17 protein-coding genes, 1 pseudogene and 1 riboswitch are annotated in these 15,913 nt (G+C 69.4%); of the genes and pseudogenes, 13 read left to right on the top strand and 5 right to left on the bottom strand.

Translation table 11 applies throughout. From position 1 onward, the window contains the following. Positions 1-122: 122 nt before the first annotated feature. The 5 genes from ACLIN4_RS34495 to ACLIN4_RS34475 all read left to right on the top strand — a co-directional run bounded on the left by ACLIN4_RS34495 (position 123) and on the right by ACLIN4_RS34475 (position 5,016). Entirely contained in the window at positions 123-785 is a 663-nt protein-coding gene (locus tag ACLIN4_RS34495) for an urease subunit gamma (protein ID WP_411576564.1), read from the top strand. Next, positions 769-2,622, top strand: a complete 1,854-nt coding sequence (locus tag ACLIN4_RS34490) for an urease subunit alpha (protein WP_411576563.1) — start codon at positions 769-771, stop codon at positions 2,620-2,622. Before ACLIN4_RS34495 ends, ACLIN4_RS34490 begins: the two co-directional genes overlap by 17 nt. A 76-nt stretch (positions 2,623-2,698) precedes the next feature. Beyond that, on the top strand, positions 2,699-3,373 hold the full coding sequence (locus tag ACLIN4_RS34485) for an urease accessory protein UreF (protein WP_107477943.1): 675 nt from the start codon (positions 2,699-2,701) through the stop codon (positions 3,371-3,373). A gap of 30 nt (positions 3,374-3,403) precedes the next feature. After that, positions 3,404-4,102 (top strand): urease accessory protein UreG, encoded by a 699-nt coding sequence (gene ureG, locus ACLIN4_RS34480; protein ID WP_411576562.1) that lies wholly within the window; start codon positions 3,404-3,406, stop codon positions 4,100-4,102. Continuing rightward, a complete protein-coding gene (locus ACLIN4_RS34475; RefSeq protein WP_411576561.1) occupies positions 4,099-5,016 on the top strand; it encodes an urease accessory protein UreD in 918 nt (305 codons plus the stop codon). Before ureG ends, ACLIN4_RS34475 begins: the two co-directional genes overlap by 4 nt. Positions 5,017-5,075: 59 nt before the next feature. On the opposite strand, the pseudogene ACLIN4_RS34470 reads toward ACLIN4_RS34475, so the two are convergent. After that, positions 5,076-5,908: pseudogene (locus tag ACLIN4_RS34470) on the bottom strand (SDR family oxidoreductase). Positions 5,909-6,100: 192 nt separating this feature from the next. Next, the gene (locus ACLIN4_RS34465) at positions 6,101-6,709 is read right to left on the bottom strand and encodes a TetR/AcrR family transcriptional regulator (protein ID WP_107477941.1); all 609 of its coding nucleotides are present in this window, start codon (positions 6,707-6,709) and stop codon (positions 6,101-6,103) included. A gap of 85 nt (positions 6,710-6,794) precedes the next feature. On the opposite strand from ACLIN4_RS34465, the gene ACLIN4_RS34460 reads away from it, so the two are divergent. After that, positions 6,795-7,220 (top strand): nuclear transport factor 2 family protein, encoded by a 426-nt coding sequence (locus tag ACLIN4_RS34460; RefSeq protein ID WP_107477940.1) that lies wholly within the window; start codon positions 6,795-6,797, stop codon positions 7,218-7,220. Then, positions 7,217-8,065 (top strand): NAD(P)H-binding protein, encoded by an 849-nt coding sequence (locus ACLIN4_RS34455; RefSeq protein ID WP_411576560.1) that lies wholly within the window; start codon positions 7,217-7,219, stop codon positions 8,063-8,065. The genes ACLIN4_RS34460 and ACLIN4_RS34455 overlap by 4 nt, the downstream gene beginning before the upstream one ends. A 589-nt stretch (positions 8,066-8,654) precedes the next feature. On the opposite strand, the gene ACLIN4_RS34450 is transcribed toward ACLIN4_RS34455, so the two are convergent. Next, positions 8,655-9,506, bottom strand: coding sequence for a LysR family transcriptional regulator (locus ACLIN4_RS34450; RefSeq protein WP_257101620.1), 852 nt, complete (start codon positions 9,504-9,506; stop codon positions 8,655-8,657). An 81-nt stretch (positions 9,507-9,587) separates the two neighbouring features. Here ACLIN4_RS34450 and ACLIN4_RS34445 point away from each other — a divergent pair, with 81 nt between their 5' ends. The 5 genes from ACLIN4_RS34445 (at position 9,588) to ACLIN4_RS34425 (ending at position 13,060) form a co-directional block, all read left to right on the top strand. Then, entirely contained in the window at positions 9,588-10,082 is a 495-nt protein-coding gene (locus ACLIN4_RS34445) for a cupin domain-containing protein (RefSeq protein ID WP_179342462.1), read from the top strand. Positions 10,083-10,255: 173 nt separating this feature from the next. After that, positions 10,256-10,615, top strand: coding sequence for a DoxX family protein (locus tag ACLIN4_RS34440; protein ID WP_382020323.1), 360 nt, complete (start codon positions 10,256-10,258; stop codon positions 10,613-10,615). Between the two features lie 556 nt (positions 10,616-11,171). Continuing rightward, positions 11,172-11,390: a hypothetical protein gene (locus ACLIN4_RS34435; RefSeq protein WP_100048811.1), complete on the top strand. Its 219-nt coding sequence runs from the start codon at positions 11,172-11,174 to the stop codon at positions 11,388-11,390. A 95-nt stretch (positions 11,391-11,485) separates the two neighbouring features. After that, positions 11,486-12,469, top strand: coding sequence for a sporulation protein (locus ACLIN4_RS34430; RefSeq protein ID WP_179342461.1), 984 nt, complete (start codon positions 11,486-11,488; stop codon positions 12,467-12,469). 135 nt (positions 12,470-12,604) lie between these two features. Continuing rightward, the gene (locus tag ACLIN4_RS34425; RefSeq protein WP_100048809.1) at positions 12,605-13,060 is read left to right on the top strand and encodes a tellurite resistance TerB family protein; all 456 of its coding nucleotides are present in this window, start codon (positions 12,605-12,607) and stop codon (positions 13,058-13,060) included. Between the two features lie 378 nt (positions 13,061-13,438). Here the strand turns inward: ACLIN4_RS34425 and ACLIN4_RS34420 are convergent, their stop codons facing one another. Together ACLIN4_RS34420 and ACLIN4_RS34415 are read right to left on the bottom strand one after the other, a co-directional pair. Then, entirely contained in the window at positions 13,439-13,840 is a 402-nt protein-coding gene (locus tag ACLIN4_RS34420; protein WP_382020329.1) for a (2Fe-2S) ferredoxin domain-containing protein, read from the bottom strand. 60 nt (positions 13,841-13,900) lie between these two features. Next, a riboswitch (cobalamin riboswitch) is annotated at positions 13,901-14,050 on the bottom strand. A 46-nt stretch (positions 14,051-14,096) separates the two neighbouring features. Further along, complete coding sequence (locus ACLIN4_RS34415) at positions 14,097-15,083, bottom strand: ferric reductase-like transmembrane domain-containing protein (RefSeq protein WP_381915391.1); 987 nt, start codon at positions 15,081-15,083, stop codon at positions 14,097-14,099. Between the two features lie 513 nt (positions 15,084-15,596). Here ACLIN4_RS34415 and ACLIN4_RS34410 point away from each other — a divergent pair. Further along, entirely contained in the window at positions 15,597-15,740 is a 144-nt protein-coding gene (locus tag ACLIN4_RS34410) for a hypothetical protein (protein ID WP_411576559.1), read from the top strand. Positions 15,741-15,913 lie beyond the last annotated feature (173 nt).

The following is a 15,913-nucleotide window of genomic DNA, read 5'->3' as shown; positions in this document are numbered from 1 at the left end:
TCCCTGCCCCTGAGTTCTCTCCTCTCCCACGATCGGTCTGCGGCAGGCACTACGGGCGGCGTCTTCATCGCGCTTCGTGGTGCTCGCCGCGTAGGTGCGACGAACAGGAGAGGGGGATCGGCGTGCATCTGACTCCGCACGAGCAGGAGCGTCTGATGGTCCACGTGGCGGCCGATGTCGCCCAGCGGCGGCGTGAGCGCGGTCTGCTGTTGAACTATCCCGAGGTCATGGCACTGTTGACGGCGCACGTCTTCGAAGAGGCGCGGGCCGGGGCGACGGTCGACGCCGTGATGGAGTCCGGGCGCCATGTGCTGCAGCGCAGCGAGGTCATGGACGGCGTCCCGGAGATGGTCGACAACGTCCAGGTCGAGGCGACGTTCCCGGACGGCACGAAGCTGGTGACCATCAGCAATCCCTTCGACGAGGCGTCCACCGAGGTGGACGTCCATCCCGGCAAGCCCGAACTCCTGCCGGATGAGGACGAGTACCGGGTGGCCTTCAACGACGACGCGGAACCCGTGCCGCTCGTCGTGCGCAACCCGAAGGACCGCCCGATCCAGGTGGGGTCCCACTTCCACTTCGCCGACGCGAACAAGGGGCTCAAGTTCCACCGTGAGGAGGCCCACGGGATGCGGCTGCACATCCCGTCCGGCACCTCGGAGCGGTTCGAACCCGGCGACAAGCGCACTGTGATGCTGGTGCCGATCGCCGGCCAGCGGATTGTCCACGGGCTTCAAGCCGACAAGAGCGAAGAGGAGAAGCACCTCGATGCCGAACCCGGCTGAGAAGGACAAGGTCAAGAAGGACAAGCCCTGGGACCCGCTGCTGCGTTCCCGCTACGCCGACTTGTACGGGCCGACCGCCGGCGACCGGGTCCGGCTCGCCGACACCAATCTCGTCCTGCGCATCGACGCGGACTGGTGCGGTGGTCCGGGGCGCAGCGGTGACGAGATGGTCTTCGGCGGCGGCAAGGTGATCCGCGAGTCGATGGGCCAGTCGCACATCCCCCGTGATGACCCCCGCGAGCCGGTGGACACCGTGATCACCGGAGCGTTGATCCTGGACCACTGGGGCGTGGTCAAGGCTGACGTCGGGTTGCGCGACGGCCGTATCCACGCCATCGGCAAGGCGTACAACCCGGAGACCATGACGCCTCGCCCCAACGACGACCCGCGCGCCTCGGACTTCATCGTGGGTCCCGAGACGGAGGTGATCTCCGGCAAGGGTCGCATCCTGACCGCGGGCGGCGTGGACACCCATGTGCACTTCCTGTGCCCGGAGCAGATCCACGAGGCGGTCGCGTCGGGCGTGACGACGCTGATCGGCGGCGGAACGGGCCCTGCTGAGGGCAGTACGGCCACCACCGTGACGCCCGGCAAGTGGCACATGCAGCGGACCTTCGAGGCGCTGGATGCCTTCCCGGTGAACATCGGTCTGCTCGCCAAGGGCAGCACCGTCTCGACCAAGGCGCTGCACGACCAGGTCACAGCAGGCGCCCTCGGCTTCAAGATCCACGAGGACTGGGGTGCCACTCCGGCGGTGATCGACGCCGCACTCAGCGTGTGCGAGGAGACCGGTGTACAGGTCGCGCTGCACGCCGACTCGCTGAACGAGGCCGGGTTCGTGCAAAGTACTTTCGCCGCGACCAAGGAGGACCGCGGCGCCAAGAAGGCGAAGTACCGCAGTCTGCACATCTTCCACATCGAGGGCGCCGGTGGTGGCCACGCGCCCGACATGATCAGTCTCGCCGGCAAACCGAACGTGCTGCCCGCGTCGACGAACCCGACCCGGCCCTTCACGGTCAACACCGTCAGGGAGCACGTCGACATGATGATCGTGTGCCATCACCTCAATCCGGAGGTCGACGCGGACATGGCGTTCGCCGACTCCCGGATCCGGCCCTCCACCATGGCCGCCGAGGACCTGCTGCACGACATGGGCGCCATCTCGATGATGTCCTCCGACGCCCAGGCCATGGGCCGCATCGGCGAGATGATCATGCGAACCTGGCAGACCGCGCACGTCATGAAGGCCCGCTACGGCCACCTGCGCGAGGACGACGCCCACGCGGACAACTTCCGCGCCCGCCGCTACGTGGCCAAGTACACGATCAACCCGGCCATCACCCATGGCATCGACCACGAGGTCGGCTCCGTCGAGACCGGGAAACTCGCCGACCTGGTGCTGTGGGAGCCGAAGTTCTTCGGCGTCAAGCCGCACATGGTCATCAAGGGCGGCCAGATCTCCTATGCCCAGATCGGCGACGCCAACGCTTCCATCCCCACCCCGCAGCCCTACCTCCCGCGCCCCGTCTGGGGCTTCGAGGGCCGTGCCCCGGCGGCGAACTCCTTCAACTTCGTGGCCGAGGCCGCCCTGGATGGCGAACTCGCCGAGATCGGGCTGCTCAAGCCCCTGCGCGCGATCCGCTCCACCCGGGAGGTCACCAAGGCCGACATGGTCCACAACAACGGTGTTCCGAAGATCGACATCGACCCCGACACGTTCGACGTCACCATCGGCGGGGCCACCACCTCGGACGTCCGCACCACGGTCGACGGGCAGGAAGTCGGACGGAACTACGCCACCGAACTGCCTCTGGCACAGCGGTACTTCCTCTTCTGATCAGCGCTGCCGGGGCCGGTCACCACCTGCACGGCCGGCCCCGGCGCCTCCCCGCGAAAGGCGGTCCCGCCACCCCATGAGCCGCACTGCCCTGCTCGTCCTGGCCGACGGCCGCTTCCCCGCCGGCGGACATGCCCACTCCGGCGGAATGGAAGCCGCCGTCGCCTCCGGCCTGGTCCACGACACCGCGAGCCTGGAGGCGTTCTGCCGGGGGCGGCTGCACACGGCGGGACTGGTCGGCGCCGCCCTCGCCGCGGCCGCCGCCGACGGCTACGACGCCCTCGCCTTGGACCAAGCCGCCGACACCCGCACCGCCGTACCGGCGCTGCGCCAGGTCGCACGGCGCCTGGGCCGGCAACTGATGCGGGCGGCCCGGGCCACCTGGCCCAGCGCCGACCTCGACCACCTCGCCCGTCACCGGCCCCAAGGCGCCCACCAGCCGGTCGTGCTCGGCGTCACCGCACGCGCCGCCGGACTGACTCCACTGGATGCCGCGCAGGTCGCCACCTACGAGAGCGTCGGCGGTCCGGCGACGGCCGCGGTGCGCCTGCTGAGCCTCGACCCCTTCGACGCCACCGCCGTCCTGGCGCGGCTCGCCGCCGATCTCGACACCGTCGCCGACGCGGCGGCCGACGCGGCGGGGCAGGTGGCCACGGAAGGAGTCGCCGCCCTGCCCGCCGCGTCCGCTCCCCTGCTGGACATCACCGGTGAGCAGCACGCCGCATGGACTGTCCGGCTCTTCGCCTCCTGACCAGCCCTGACCGATTCTTGGAGCATCCCTGTGCATCTCGACCACCCCGTGACCATGCCGCACCGCCACACCCACGGCGCCGAACCGCTGCTCGCCGACGGCAGCCGCCGCGCCCTGCGCATCGGCTTCGGCGGACCCGTCGGCTCGGGCAAGACCGCGACCGTGGCCGCACTGTGCCGCGCCCTGCGCGACCGGCTCTCCATCGCCGTGGTCACCAACGACATCTACACCCAGGAGGACGCCGCCTTCCTGCGCCGCGAGGCCGTCCTGCCACCCGAGCGGATCGCCGCCGTGGAGACCGGAGCCTGTCCGCACACGGCGATCCGCGACGACATCTCCGCGAACCTCGAAGCCGTGGAGGAACTCGAGCAGACCCTGCACCCGCTCGACCTGATCCTGATCGAGTCCGGCGGAGACAACCTCACCGCGACCTTCTCCCGCGGGCTCGTCGACACCCAGGTCTTCGTCATCGACGTGGCCAGCGGCGACGACATCCCCCGCAAGGGCGGCCCGGGCATCACCACCGCCGACCTCCTCGTGGTCAACAAGACCGACCTGGCCCCCCACGTCGGCGTCGACCTGGACACCATGAGGGCCGACACCCGCAGGCAGCGCAAGGACCTGCCGTACGCCTTCACCAGCCTCACCAGCACCGACGGCGTCCAGCCGGTCGCCGACTGGGTCACCGGCTGCCTCGCCGCCTGGCACGCCGCGGGACCCACCCGGTGAACGTCACCACCGCGCGCACACCAGCCATGATTCCGGCACCGGTCGGAGAACCCCGCCGAGCCGACGGTGGATCACACGGCCGGCGCTCCGCCGAACCCTCCTCGGCTCCCCCGTCCGCAGTCACCGCCACCGCCCGCATCCGGGCCACCCACAACGGCCGCGCCACGACGGTCCCCCTCCTCCACAGCGACGGCCCCTTCCACCTGCGCCGGCTGCGGGCCCGCGGAGAGCAGGCACGTGTCTGCGTACTCGGCGCGATGTGCGCGCCGCTCGGCGGAGACCGGCTCGCCCTCGACATCACCGCCGAGACAGGCGCCCGGCTGGAAGTGACCAGCGCAGCCGCCACCATCGCCCTGCGCGGCCCCGCCACAGCCTCAGCCGCGTACGACGTACGGGTCAGGGTGGGGGACGACGCGTGCCTGCACTGGCTGCCCGAGCCCCTGATCAGTACTGGAGGCAGCATCCTGCACCAGACGTTCACCGTAGACCTCGCCCCCACCTCCCGTCTGCTCATGCGGGACGAGCAGTCCCTGGGCCGCTCAGGCGAACCGCCAGGTCACCTGACCACCCGTCTGACCGTACGACGCGGCGAACGACCGCTCCTCGACCAGCACTCCGCCTACGGCCACCCCGCGCCGGCGTGGGACAGCCCCGCCGTCCTCGGAACCCACCGGGCGGCCGGGCAACTCCTTGTGGTCGATCCAGGCCTGGACTCGCCCCAGGAGCCGCACGTCATCGGCGACGATCCCGCAGAGGGGCACGCCGTACTGACCCCTCTCGCCGACCCCCAGGCCCTCATCGCCACCGCCGTCGCCCCAACACCGTCTCAGTTGCGCCACCTACTGGACACCGCCCTCACATACGTCTTCACAAGACGACGCACCCAACAACTCCAAGCCCGTGGCTCAGGTTGACTGAGGCGACCCCTCAGAAGCCGTCTCACTCATCCTGAAACAGCGGTGAAGATGCGGTCTCAGCGGAAGGCGGCACCATTGTCCGAGGCCCATTGCTGGAACGATCTGGCCGCGGACCCGGTGACCCGGGGAACGGTGTCGCGCACCTTCAGCAATTCGTCATTGGCGTCCCCGCCCATCAAGTCCAGGACGGCATCCGCGGTCTCGTCTCCGATGAAGGAAGCCATCTGTCGATGGGCTCCTCCCGGCTGATCTCAATGAGGGCCACCTCCCGTTCCAACGCTGCAGCGATGGCCGCGACCTGCCGTCGGACCGTGATGCACTCCGGCCCGGTCAGTGCATACGTCTGCCCCCGATGGCCCGGCTCGGTCAGCGCCGCACATGCCACCGCCGCGATGTCCGCAGGGTGGACGGTCGGGAGACCGATGTCCGCATACGGCGCCCGGACCACGCCCTGATCGCGAATCGACTGCGCCCACCACAGGGTGTTCGAGGCGAACTGCGTCGGCCGTAGGATGGTCCAGGCCATGCCGCTGGCCTTGAGTAACCGCTCAACAGCCAGGTTCTCGACGGCCGCGGGCAGATGCGGATGAGTCTGCACCGTGATCGACGACACGAGCACCACATGCTCCACACCTGCCTGCCGGGCAGACGCCAGGACCTCCGCTTCCGCGCCCATACCCGACAACAGGAACAGCGAGCGCACTCCCTCCAGCGCGGCCTTCAGGGAATCCGCCTGCGCGAGATCGCCCTCAACGGCTTCGATCCCTTCAGCGAACGAGGCCCGTCCCGCATCACGAGTCAGACCTCGCACGGGTGCGACACCAGCCAGGTGCAACTCCCTCAGTAGAGGACTTCCAATGTTCCCGGTCGCGCCAGTCACAAGGATCATCGCCATCTCTTCCTGCCATCAGCCGGTGATCACGTCCACGGCACGCTAAAACCTCAACCTCGCTTGGGGTCAAGGAATCAACCCCACTGCCTCAGGTTGATCGAGACGAGCTCGGCACCGGCGTCTCGCTCAACCTGAGCCACCGCAGGCCACCGCCTCGCGGTGGCTCAGGTCAACTGAGACAGGACACGATCATTCCTCGACGTTCAACCCTTGCGACGGGCCGGAGGCCAGGACGCTGGTGACGAAGTTCGCCAACTGTGACCGCATTCTTTCCCGCGGAATGTGCTCTTCTCCGGCCAGGTGCTCGACGAGGTCGGCTCGTGTGGCGGCGAGCAGGGCGTGGGCGGTGAAGCCGCTGTCGGTCAGGCCGGGGACCTGTTCCAGTACGGCTCGGAGCAGGCTGTGCCACCTCTCGTAGTGCTCCGCCCGGTACGGGCTGCTGCTCCCGCCTTCCTCCAGGGCCAGCGCGAGGCGCCGGTTGTCGAGCTTGAAGCACAGGACGGCATCGAGCAGGGCGGGCACGCGATCCGACGGTGGGGTCGCGGGCCCCAGGGGTGGTGGGCCGGTCTCGACGGCCTGCCTGATCGGCTCCATGCGTGCCTCGTAGAGCGCGCGGAGCAGCCCGGCACGATCACCGAAGGCCCGGAAGAGCGTGCCCTTGCCCACGCCGGCCGCCGCCGCGACGTCGGCCATGGTGACGTCCTCGGGACTCTCGCGGCGGGCGAAGAGGGCGTCGGCAGCCGCGAGCACAGCCTCCCGGTTGCGGGCTGCGTCTTTACGGGGCTTGCGCTCAGGCATGCTGCTCCTCCGTTTACAAAGCGGACCCACGGTCCGTATTGTTGAAGCGGACCCAGGGTCCGCATTCTAGAGCTGGAGGATACCCATGTCCGCACCGACTTCTCCGACGGATCTGTACCGCCACAGCCTGCAACTGCTGCTTGACAAGGACATGCACGCGTGGGTCGCCCTGTGGGCCGAGGACGGCCTCATGGAGTTCCCGTTCGCTCCCGACGGCTGGCCCCGGCGCCTGGAGGGCAAGGAGGCCATCGCCGCCTACATGCGCCATTACCCCGACCACATCGACCTGCACGACTTCCCCGACCTGCGGATCCACCAGACCACTGATCCACAGACCATCGTGGTCGAGATGCGCGGCGTCGGCCGCTTGGTGGAGAGCGACGCTCCCTTCGACATGACCTACATCGCCGTCGTGACCGTTCATGACGGACACATCACCTCCTACCGCGACTACTGGAACCCCCTCGGCGTCCAGGAGCCCAGCGCCGACTTCACCGGGAGCAGCCGATGAGCACCACAGGCACCACACTGGTCATCGGCGCCACCGGCACCACCGGAAGCCGTACCGCCGCACAGCTGACGGCCTCGGGACACCGCGTCAAAGCCGCCAGCCGCCGGGCCACCCCGGTCGCCGACGCCGAGCCGGTTCCCTTCGACTGGTACGCCCCCGCCACCCACGCGGCCGCCCTCGACGGCGTCGACCGCGTCTACCTCATACCGCCCCTGGGCGACTCCGACCCCGCGGCGATCATGCTGCCGTTCCTCCAGCAGGCCCGCACGTCCGGCGTGCACCGCGCGGTGCTGCTGAGCTCCTCGGCCATCCCCGAGGGCGGCCCGGCGGTGGGAACGGTGCACCAAGCCCTGCCCGAACTCTTCGACGAGTGGGCGGTACTGCGGCCCTCGTGGTTCATGCAGAACTTCACCGGTACCCACGCGCACGCTCGCAGCATCCGCGACGAAGGCAGCATCTGGACCGCCACCGAAAGCGGCCGGGTCGGCTTCATCGACGCCGGGGACATCGCGGCCGTCGCCGTCCACGCTCTGACCGACGAGCAAGCCCCGAACACCGATCTCCTCCTCACCGGACCCGAGGCACTCGGCTACGACGACATCGCCGCGATCATCACCGAGGTCACCGGTCGGCCCGTGGTCCACCGCCGTCTGTCCTACGAGCAGATGCGTGATCGCCTCACGACGCAGGTGCCAATGGAGTTCGCCACATTGCTGGCCGGCATGGACCGTGCCATCGCCGGAGGGGCGGAGGACCGCATCACCGACACCGTCCGCCGTCTCACGGGCCGGCCCCCGCGCACCTTCCGGGCCCTCCTTGAGAGAGAGATGCGAAGCCGCAGCTGATGTTCCAGGACGATCAGCACTTCTGGGAGCCCCATCCATCAGCCTTACGTGTCCGAGGCGTTGGTCCGGCTTCGCCCTGGCGGCGGTGCCGGCGCACACGATGCGGTCAGAGCCGCATGGGGCCGGCGGAGACGTTGCGGCCGAGCCCGGCCTGCGCCTCACAGGACCTGCGCACGTCACTGGGGCGTGAGGGCGGGCCCCGGCCCTGGGGATGCTGCATGCGCCGGACTGCGAGGAAGCGCCTCGGGCGCGCGCCGCTGCTCGGTCTGGGGCATGCGTTGAACGTCGCGGAGAACCCAGGACGTGACGGTGCACGCTGTGCGGGTGCACTCAGGAGCTGCCTGCCGACACGGATGAGGTTCGACCAGATGACCGACTCCTGACCTGCCGTGGTCGATTCTGTGGTCGTGGCGACCGGCTCCGTCGTCAGGTTACCCGTGCTCCAGAGCTCAGTCATGCTTCTCCAACTGCACGGCGGTGTCGATCACTTACTGGCTCCGAAAAGGGCCGCTGACCATGTGACTGCGCAGCACGTGTCCGTCCTACGCAGTGGCTTCGTTCACGTGAAGTGGTTCTGACTCGCCGGTGCTCAGTGTCGGTACGCGGTTGACGCGATCTCGATGAAAGACCGGATCAACGGGTTGGCGTCACCGTCGTTCCACACCGCCACCACTCGACTCGGCGCCATGTCGATCAGCGGTACCACGGCCAGCTCTGCGGGCAGGTCGTGTCCGAGCGGGGCCAAGCCGACCGTGCCGTTCCACAACACGGCCTGCAGGCATTCCTGGACGGCGCGCACCACTGGTCCCTCGCGCGGCCTGCCGCCGTTCCAGTACGACTGCCAGAGGGGGTCGGTGCCCTGCGGGAACTGGAACCAGCGGCGGTCGCTCAGCTCGGCCAGATGCAGCCGGTCGCGGTGGGCCAGCGGATCGTCGGAGCGCAGGACCACACCGACCGGGTCGGATCGCAGCACACGCACCGTCAGGGCTGTCTCGTCGAACGGCGCCCGGGTGAGGGCAACATCGACCAGTCCGGCGCGCAGCCCGCACGTCGGGTCGGTCAGGTCGGTGTCGCGGATGCGGATGTCGATGCCGGGGTGGTTCCGGCGGTAGGCGGCGGCCAGCCTGGCCACTCCTGGGTCGGTGCCGTCGCCCAGGATGCCGACGGTGATGGTCGCGGCGCCGGCCGCCGCGCTGACGCGTACCCGGACGCGGTCGGCATGGTCGAGCAGGGCTCGCGCCTCGTCGAGCAGCACCCTGCCCACCGGCGTGAGGGTGACTCCGATGGGCGAGCGGGCGAACAGCAGAGCCCCGACATCGGCCTCCAACTGCTTGATCGCCCGGCTCAGCGGCGGCTGACTCATGTGCAGTCGGGTGGCGGCCCGACCGAAGTGGAGTTCCTCGGCGACCGCCACGAAGTAACGCAAGGTCCGCAGCTCCACGCTGCAACGATACCCATGAGGTATCGGCTCTGCGAGATGGGTCTTGGACACCGCCAGCGCCCCGGCGGTGCACTCGTGAGCATGACCGAAGAAGCCAAGACCAGCGAGCCGCAGGCCGACCCCGCCGTATCTGTGGTGGGTCCCAACGACGGCGAGACCATCGTTCTGGGTACCACGCGCATGCGCGTTCTGGAGGACGGCAGCCACACCGGGCACCGCCTCGCGATCGCCGAGTCCGTCCTCGCCCCGCACACGCAGGGTCCGCCGCAACACCGTCACGGCCGACACGACGAGGGCTTCTACGTCCTCTCCGGGACTGTGCGGTTCACCGTCGGGGACGAGGACCACGACGCCGCCGCAGGGACCCTCGTCATGGTTCCGCCCGGCACCCCGCACACCTTCGCCAACCCGACCGACCAACCCGCCGTCATGCTCAGCACATTCACACCCGACCTGTACGTGCAGTACTTCCGAGACCTTCAGGCGGTGCTCATCGGCGGCCAGCCGCTGACGCCACAGGCCAACATCGACACCATGAGCCGCTACGCGACACAGCCCGCCACCGGCCTCACCTGAAGCCGACAGGACGGAACGGCCCGGCCGCCCTCCTTTCGGCCTCTGGGGCCATGGCGCTCCCGTCTGTCGCGTCCGAACTCCTCGGACCACGGACCGGCCTTCTCCAAGGGCTTCCCTGGCACTCGACGCAATCGACACGCCCCCGCAAACCGGGGCCCTCGTGAACGGCAACCATGAACATCGCCTACTGGATCGTCGCGGGACTGCTCGCGCTCTTCTACTTCTACGCGGGCACGTTGAAGGTGATCCGCAGCCGCGATCAACTCCGACCGATGATGGCTTGGGTCGACCGCATGCCCTTGCCCGCCGTCAGGGCGCTGGGGGTGGTCGAAATACTTGGCGCGACCGGCCTGATGCTGCCACCGCTGACCGGCACCGCTCCTTGGCTGGCGTCGGCCGCAGCCATCGGCTTCGTACTCCTGCAGGCCGGTGCGATCGCCGTTCACCTGACCGGCGAAGACCGTCAAATCACACTCAATGTCGGACTCACCGCCACCGCGGCCGTGACCGTCTGGTTGGCCACCAGGCCGTGATCGTGGCTCGGTCCTCGACCGGCGGAGGCGACTGCTCGGCCAGCCGCCTCACGGCCGCCGTCACTTCTCATGAACATCGAACAGCCGCCGTCCACACGCTGCCCGATGAGGTGGACATCTGCTGTCGAAACTCGCGAACAAAGCCACGGCAGGGACTGCAGAAGGACCTGCGCGCCCTCGCGGCGAACATCCGCGCCGACGCCGAAGGCCGCTACGACAGAGCGGAACCCGGGTGGCGCTCCGGTGTCGAAGGGACGCTGCTGTGGATCCCAGAACACCGCCGCCCAGCTGGCGTGACGGTGATGAGTCGCTCGGCACACTGTGCGGCGCTCCTGCCGGAGGCGTGTGCGGCACGGTCGAGGACCGCGCCCCGCACGGCCGAACCCCAGCCTTGGAACCAAACAGCCTCTGGCCAGCGCAGGGGCGAATTCCAGCCTTTCCCTGCGCGGCGGGCCGCAGGGCGCTCCCCCACCCCCGAGCCAACTCTATGCTTCTACGCGTTTGTAGAAACAGGCCCTGGGTCAGCCCGGGCCTCGCACCTGTGGAGACGACACACATGGCCTCGATCGACCTGGACAAGGTGCTGGACAAGGCGTGGGCGGACAAGAGCCTGCAGGAGATACTCGCCGCCCCCGTGGGAGCGCTGAAGGGTGTCTCCGACCGCGACGGTGAGCTGCTCCAGGAAGCGTTCGGAGTAAAGACCGTCGCGGACCTGGCCGAACTGAAGTACGTCCGCTGGGCACAGGCACTCGCCGCCCTCGAAGCGGCCAAGTAGCCGACCGGTCAACGGCCGTGGTGCCGTTCGTCGCCGCGCGGGCGGACGGCACCTTCCTCAAGAAGCACACGCACGCATAAGGAGTGGACGCCACGATGGTGTTCAAGCGACTTCTCGGCTCACTCGGCGTGGGCGCCCCCACCGTCGACACGGTCCTCGCCCCGGCCCCCGTACTGCCCGGCGGCGCACTCGGCGGCCAAGTGCACCTCAAAGGCGGCCAAGCCGACTTCGACATCGAGCACATCACGCTCGACCTCGTGGCCCGGGTCGAGGCCGAGCACGAGGAGGGTGAGAGCGAGGGCGTCGTCGTCTTCGACCGGTTCACCGTCGGCGGCGGCTTCCGGCTGACCGCCGAAGAGTCACGCAGCGTCCCCTTCAGCGTCACACTGCCCTGGGAGACACCCGTCACCGAGCTGTACGGGCAACCTCTGGGCATCGTCCTCGGCGTGCGCACCGAGCTCGCCGTCGCCGGTGCAAAGGACCGCGGCGACCTCGACCAGCTCACCGTCGCCCCGCTGCCGGCCCAGGAAGCGATCCTGGAAGCCCTCGGGCAGCTCGGCTTCGGCTTCAAGTCCGCCGACCTCGAATACGGACACATCGGCGGCACCGGGCAGCAGCTCCCCTTCTACCAGGAGATCGAGCTCACCCCCGCACCCCAGTACGCCCACCAGGTCAACGAGATCGAGCTGACCTTCCTGGCCGGCCCCGCAGGACTGGAGGTGGTCCTGGAAGCCGACAAGCGCGGCGGCCTCTTCTCCCCCGGCCACGACGCGCTCACCCGCTTCACCGTCGGCCACCACGACAACCGCGACTGGACGGCCGAAGTCGACGGCTGGATCCGTCAGCTCGTCGAGCACCGACCCGCCTACGGGCACGGTGCGCCCTTCTCCGGCTACGGAACCCACGGACACGGTGAGCATCATCACGACGACCACCACCGCTCCGGCCCTGGCATGGGAACGGCGATCGCTGCCGGAGCCGCCGGCCTCGCGGTCGGTGTCGTCGGCGGCATGGTCGCCGCCGAAGTCGTCGACGAGGTGGGGGACTTCTTCGAGGGCGACGACGAGAGCGAGGACTGAACGGCAGCCGGAGCCCACGCCAGGCCCAGGGACGGAGCCGCGCGCTCCGTCATCCGCTTTCCGACCACAGCACGAGCTTTCAACTGCCCCGAGCGGCATCCCGCAGGGGCTCCCCCTGACCCGTTTGGAGTCTTCATGGCCCTGTGGGACCGCTTCAAGGAGTCCGCATCCCAGATGCAGACCCAGCTCACGGCGAAGAAGAACGACCTCAAGAGCGGCGCCTTCCGCGACGCGAGCATGGCGATGTGCGCGCTGGTCGCCGCAGCCGACGGCACCGTCGACTCCTCGGAGCGGCAGCGCGTCGCCCAGCTCATCGCCACCAACGACGTACTGCAGAACTTCCCCGCCGACGACTTGCGCCACCGCTTCGAGGACAACCTGAGCAAGCTCGCCGCCGACTACGCGCTCGGCAAGGTCAGCGTCCTCCTGGAGATCGCCAAGGCCAAGAAGAAGCCCGCCGAGGCCCGGGCCGTGGTGCAGATCGGGATCGTGATCGGCGGAGCCGACGGCGACTTCGACAAGGACGAGCAGGCCGTCGTTCGCGAGGCGTGCTACGCCCTCGACCTCCCACCCCACGAGTTCGACCTCTGACCAGCAGACAGGCGGCGACGTCGAGGCGATCACAGGGCAGTGTCGTCACAGCAGGTCCGCCCACCCGGCGCAGTCCGAACCGACACTGGTCGTCTCTGCGGACGATCGGCTCCGGATACGGTCGAGAGGAACTGCTCACCGGATGGGCCGAGGATCAATAACGGTTCCGGTACCGCCTGGAAATGCAGCACCAGTTGGACCTGGTGAACCCGATCGCCGGACTCCCCGCCACCGGGTCGTCGCCCTGCACGGCCTGAACCTCGCGGCCATGTGCTGCGACCGGGCTGTCGTACTCCGGGAGGCCGGGGGCCGCCGCCGGCTCCCCCGGTCGACACGCTGACCGAGTCCCTGATCGCCGACGTCCACGCCTCCGTACGGTCAGGGGGCCGTACGCCGTCGCGGCGGCGTGATGGCGTACAGGCCGAGGATGTCCGGCAGGGGTGCGACGCCCGGTCCGCCCGCGCGTGTCCACGCGGCGATGTCCTCGGTCGCGTCCGGGTCGTTGACCAGCCCGAGCCAGACGGGACGGGCACCGGCGGCGCGGCCCTCGGCGGAAGGCAGTACGACGATGACGTTGGCCTGGTCGCAGACGTCGAGGCAGTCGGAGACGCGTACCGGTGCCGCGGCACGCAGGCGCTCGGTCTGGGCCGCATGGTCGACGCCGGTCACCTTCGGGCTGCCGCAGCAGCAGTCGCGGCACACGACGATGCGACACGGTACCGGGGCGGCCGTTGGGGCCTTCGTGTCGTCTGTCGTTCGTCCGGTCGGTGTCGGGGGCATGCGGTGCCGTCCCTCTCTCCGGGGAGATCCGCCCCGGTGGTCCGTCGAGGAGGCGACCGCGTGAGTCTCCTGGCTCTCGGGTCGATGCTCGTCCCGGCCTTCCCGCCCGTTTCGGGCAGTGGCCTGTCGGGACTCGCTCGCCGATCACAGTGGCGGGACCGCTCCGGATTCACACCGGCTTCCTCGTCCGCCGTCGCCTTGTCACCGGACATCATCTCACCCCGGGACGCCCTCCCAACCGCCCCCGTTCGAGCCGTCAGTCCGTCTCCTGGGAGTGTGGGGCCGTCGCCGGCGGATGGGTCGGGCGGTCCCGTCCGCCGTCACGGCCGGACACCACCACGACGAGCAGCCCTACGACAACGGCTCCGGCGGCGACCCGTCCTGCCGCCCTCAGCCACCACCCCGACCGGGCCATACCCTCGCGCCCGCCGGGGAAGCCCAGGTGTTCGGCCCGCCGGGCCGGTCTGAGCAGACGGAGCAACAGCAGTACCGCGACCGGGAGTTGCAGCAGCCACAGAACGGTGCGCGGCCATTCCCCGAACCAGACATTGGTTCCGTACAGCAGTGTGTGCCACACGCTCAGCACGTAGACGACGATCACGAAACGGTGCAGCCGCCTCCAGGTGTTCGCTCCGATGCGGTGCCGGACGTAGAACAACAGCCCCAGCGGAATCGCCAGGTACAAGGCGCCCTGACCGAGCGGGATGGCGATCCGGCCGGTGCCCGAGTCGTACCAGCCCGGCACGAAACTGTCGGCGAAGCCCACCCACAGCCGCTCCGCCCAGTCCACCTTCGTCTCGTAGCGTACGAGTTCCGCGGCGAACATCAACGCGTGCGCGAACATCAGCGCCATCGTCGTCAGGCTCGTGGTGCGGTGCCAACGCTCCAGCACCTGTCGGGAGACCGGCAGCCGGGTGGGCCGTCGTCCCGACAGCAGCAGGCCGAGCATGACCGTGCCCCAGGCCCACAACAGCCCCGACCACCCGAACGCCTGACTGAGCAAGTACATCCAGTAGGTTCCGGCATCGTCCATGAACGGCATGACCGCGACCGTGTCCGAAGCACCCGACTCCATGCGCGCCCACAGGAGGGCGAACACGAGCACCGTGACCACCACCGCCGCGGCGGCGTCGGGCAGGGCGGACCGCAGGTCGCCGCGCAGCACGACGCGGTCGCCGGGAGGCCGTCGCCGTCCGGGCGGGGCTGCCGTCCCGACCTCGTCCGGCCTCGCGTCTGACGTCATCAGGGGCCTCCCGGGCACGGGCCACCGCAGCGGCGGTGCGCATGTGGCGTGAGGCAACAAGTCTGGCCGAGGAGGAAGCGATCCCCCGAGGCGGTATCCGGCCAGAGTCTTCCGAGCAGCGCGCGGCCCACACCTTGTTCCGCCTGGCCTCGCGCTCGGGACAACCGTCGATGTCACACGGCTGCAGGGATACGGGCGCCTCTCGCTGACATCCGCGGCCGGATCGCGCCTCCCGTGCGCCCGGTGGCGCCACGCGAGAGGTAATCCGGTGCGGATCCGGGACTGACGCTCAGCGGTGTGACTGAAGGAGCTTCTCCGTGCCGACCACATCTCCCTTCGGTGCCCGACTCAACGACGCGACCTCACGCCTGCTGGTCGCCGCCACCATCACCTACAACGTGATCGAGGCAATCGTCGCCATCACCGCCGGCGCGACCGCGGCAGGCGCTGGCCCGGGCGGCCGGGCGGCGGGCGCGAACGGTCACGGCCCGGCTCACCCTGGACGGCGGTCCGGTGCGTACGGTGCAGGTGGTGACGCTGCCCGGCACTTCCTACCGTGCGTTCGCCCTGCCGGTCTCCGAAGGGGAGACCATCGCGTCCGTCCACACCTTCGACGGACAGGGCAACCGGCTGACCCACGAGGCGTACTGGGACTGAAGCCGTTGCCGAGGATCAGGGCGCTCCGCTGCCGCTCGAACCGCTCTACGCCGCTGGGAGCGCGCGGCGTGCTGACGCGCCCGCCGGGCACCTGGGCGACGATCAGGGACCTCAGAGGGCAGCCGCACAGGGCAGGCAAGATCATCTGCGGCGGGCCGGCGGGGGCGGACGTC

Origin of the sequence: Streptomyces mutabilis, from assembly GCF_046628145.1 — a bacterium.
In the GTDB taxonomy this organism is placed as follows: domain Bacteria; phylum Actinomycetota; class Actinomycetes; order Streptomycetales; family Streptomycetaceae; genus Streptomyces; species Streptomyces mutabilis.
Note: the sequence above shows the minus strand (reverse complement) of the source record. Positions and strands in the feature narration are given on the sequence as shown.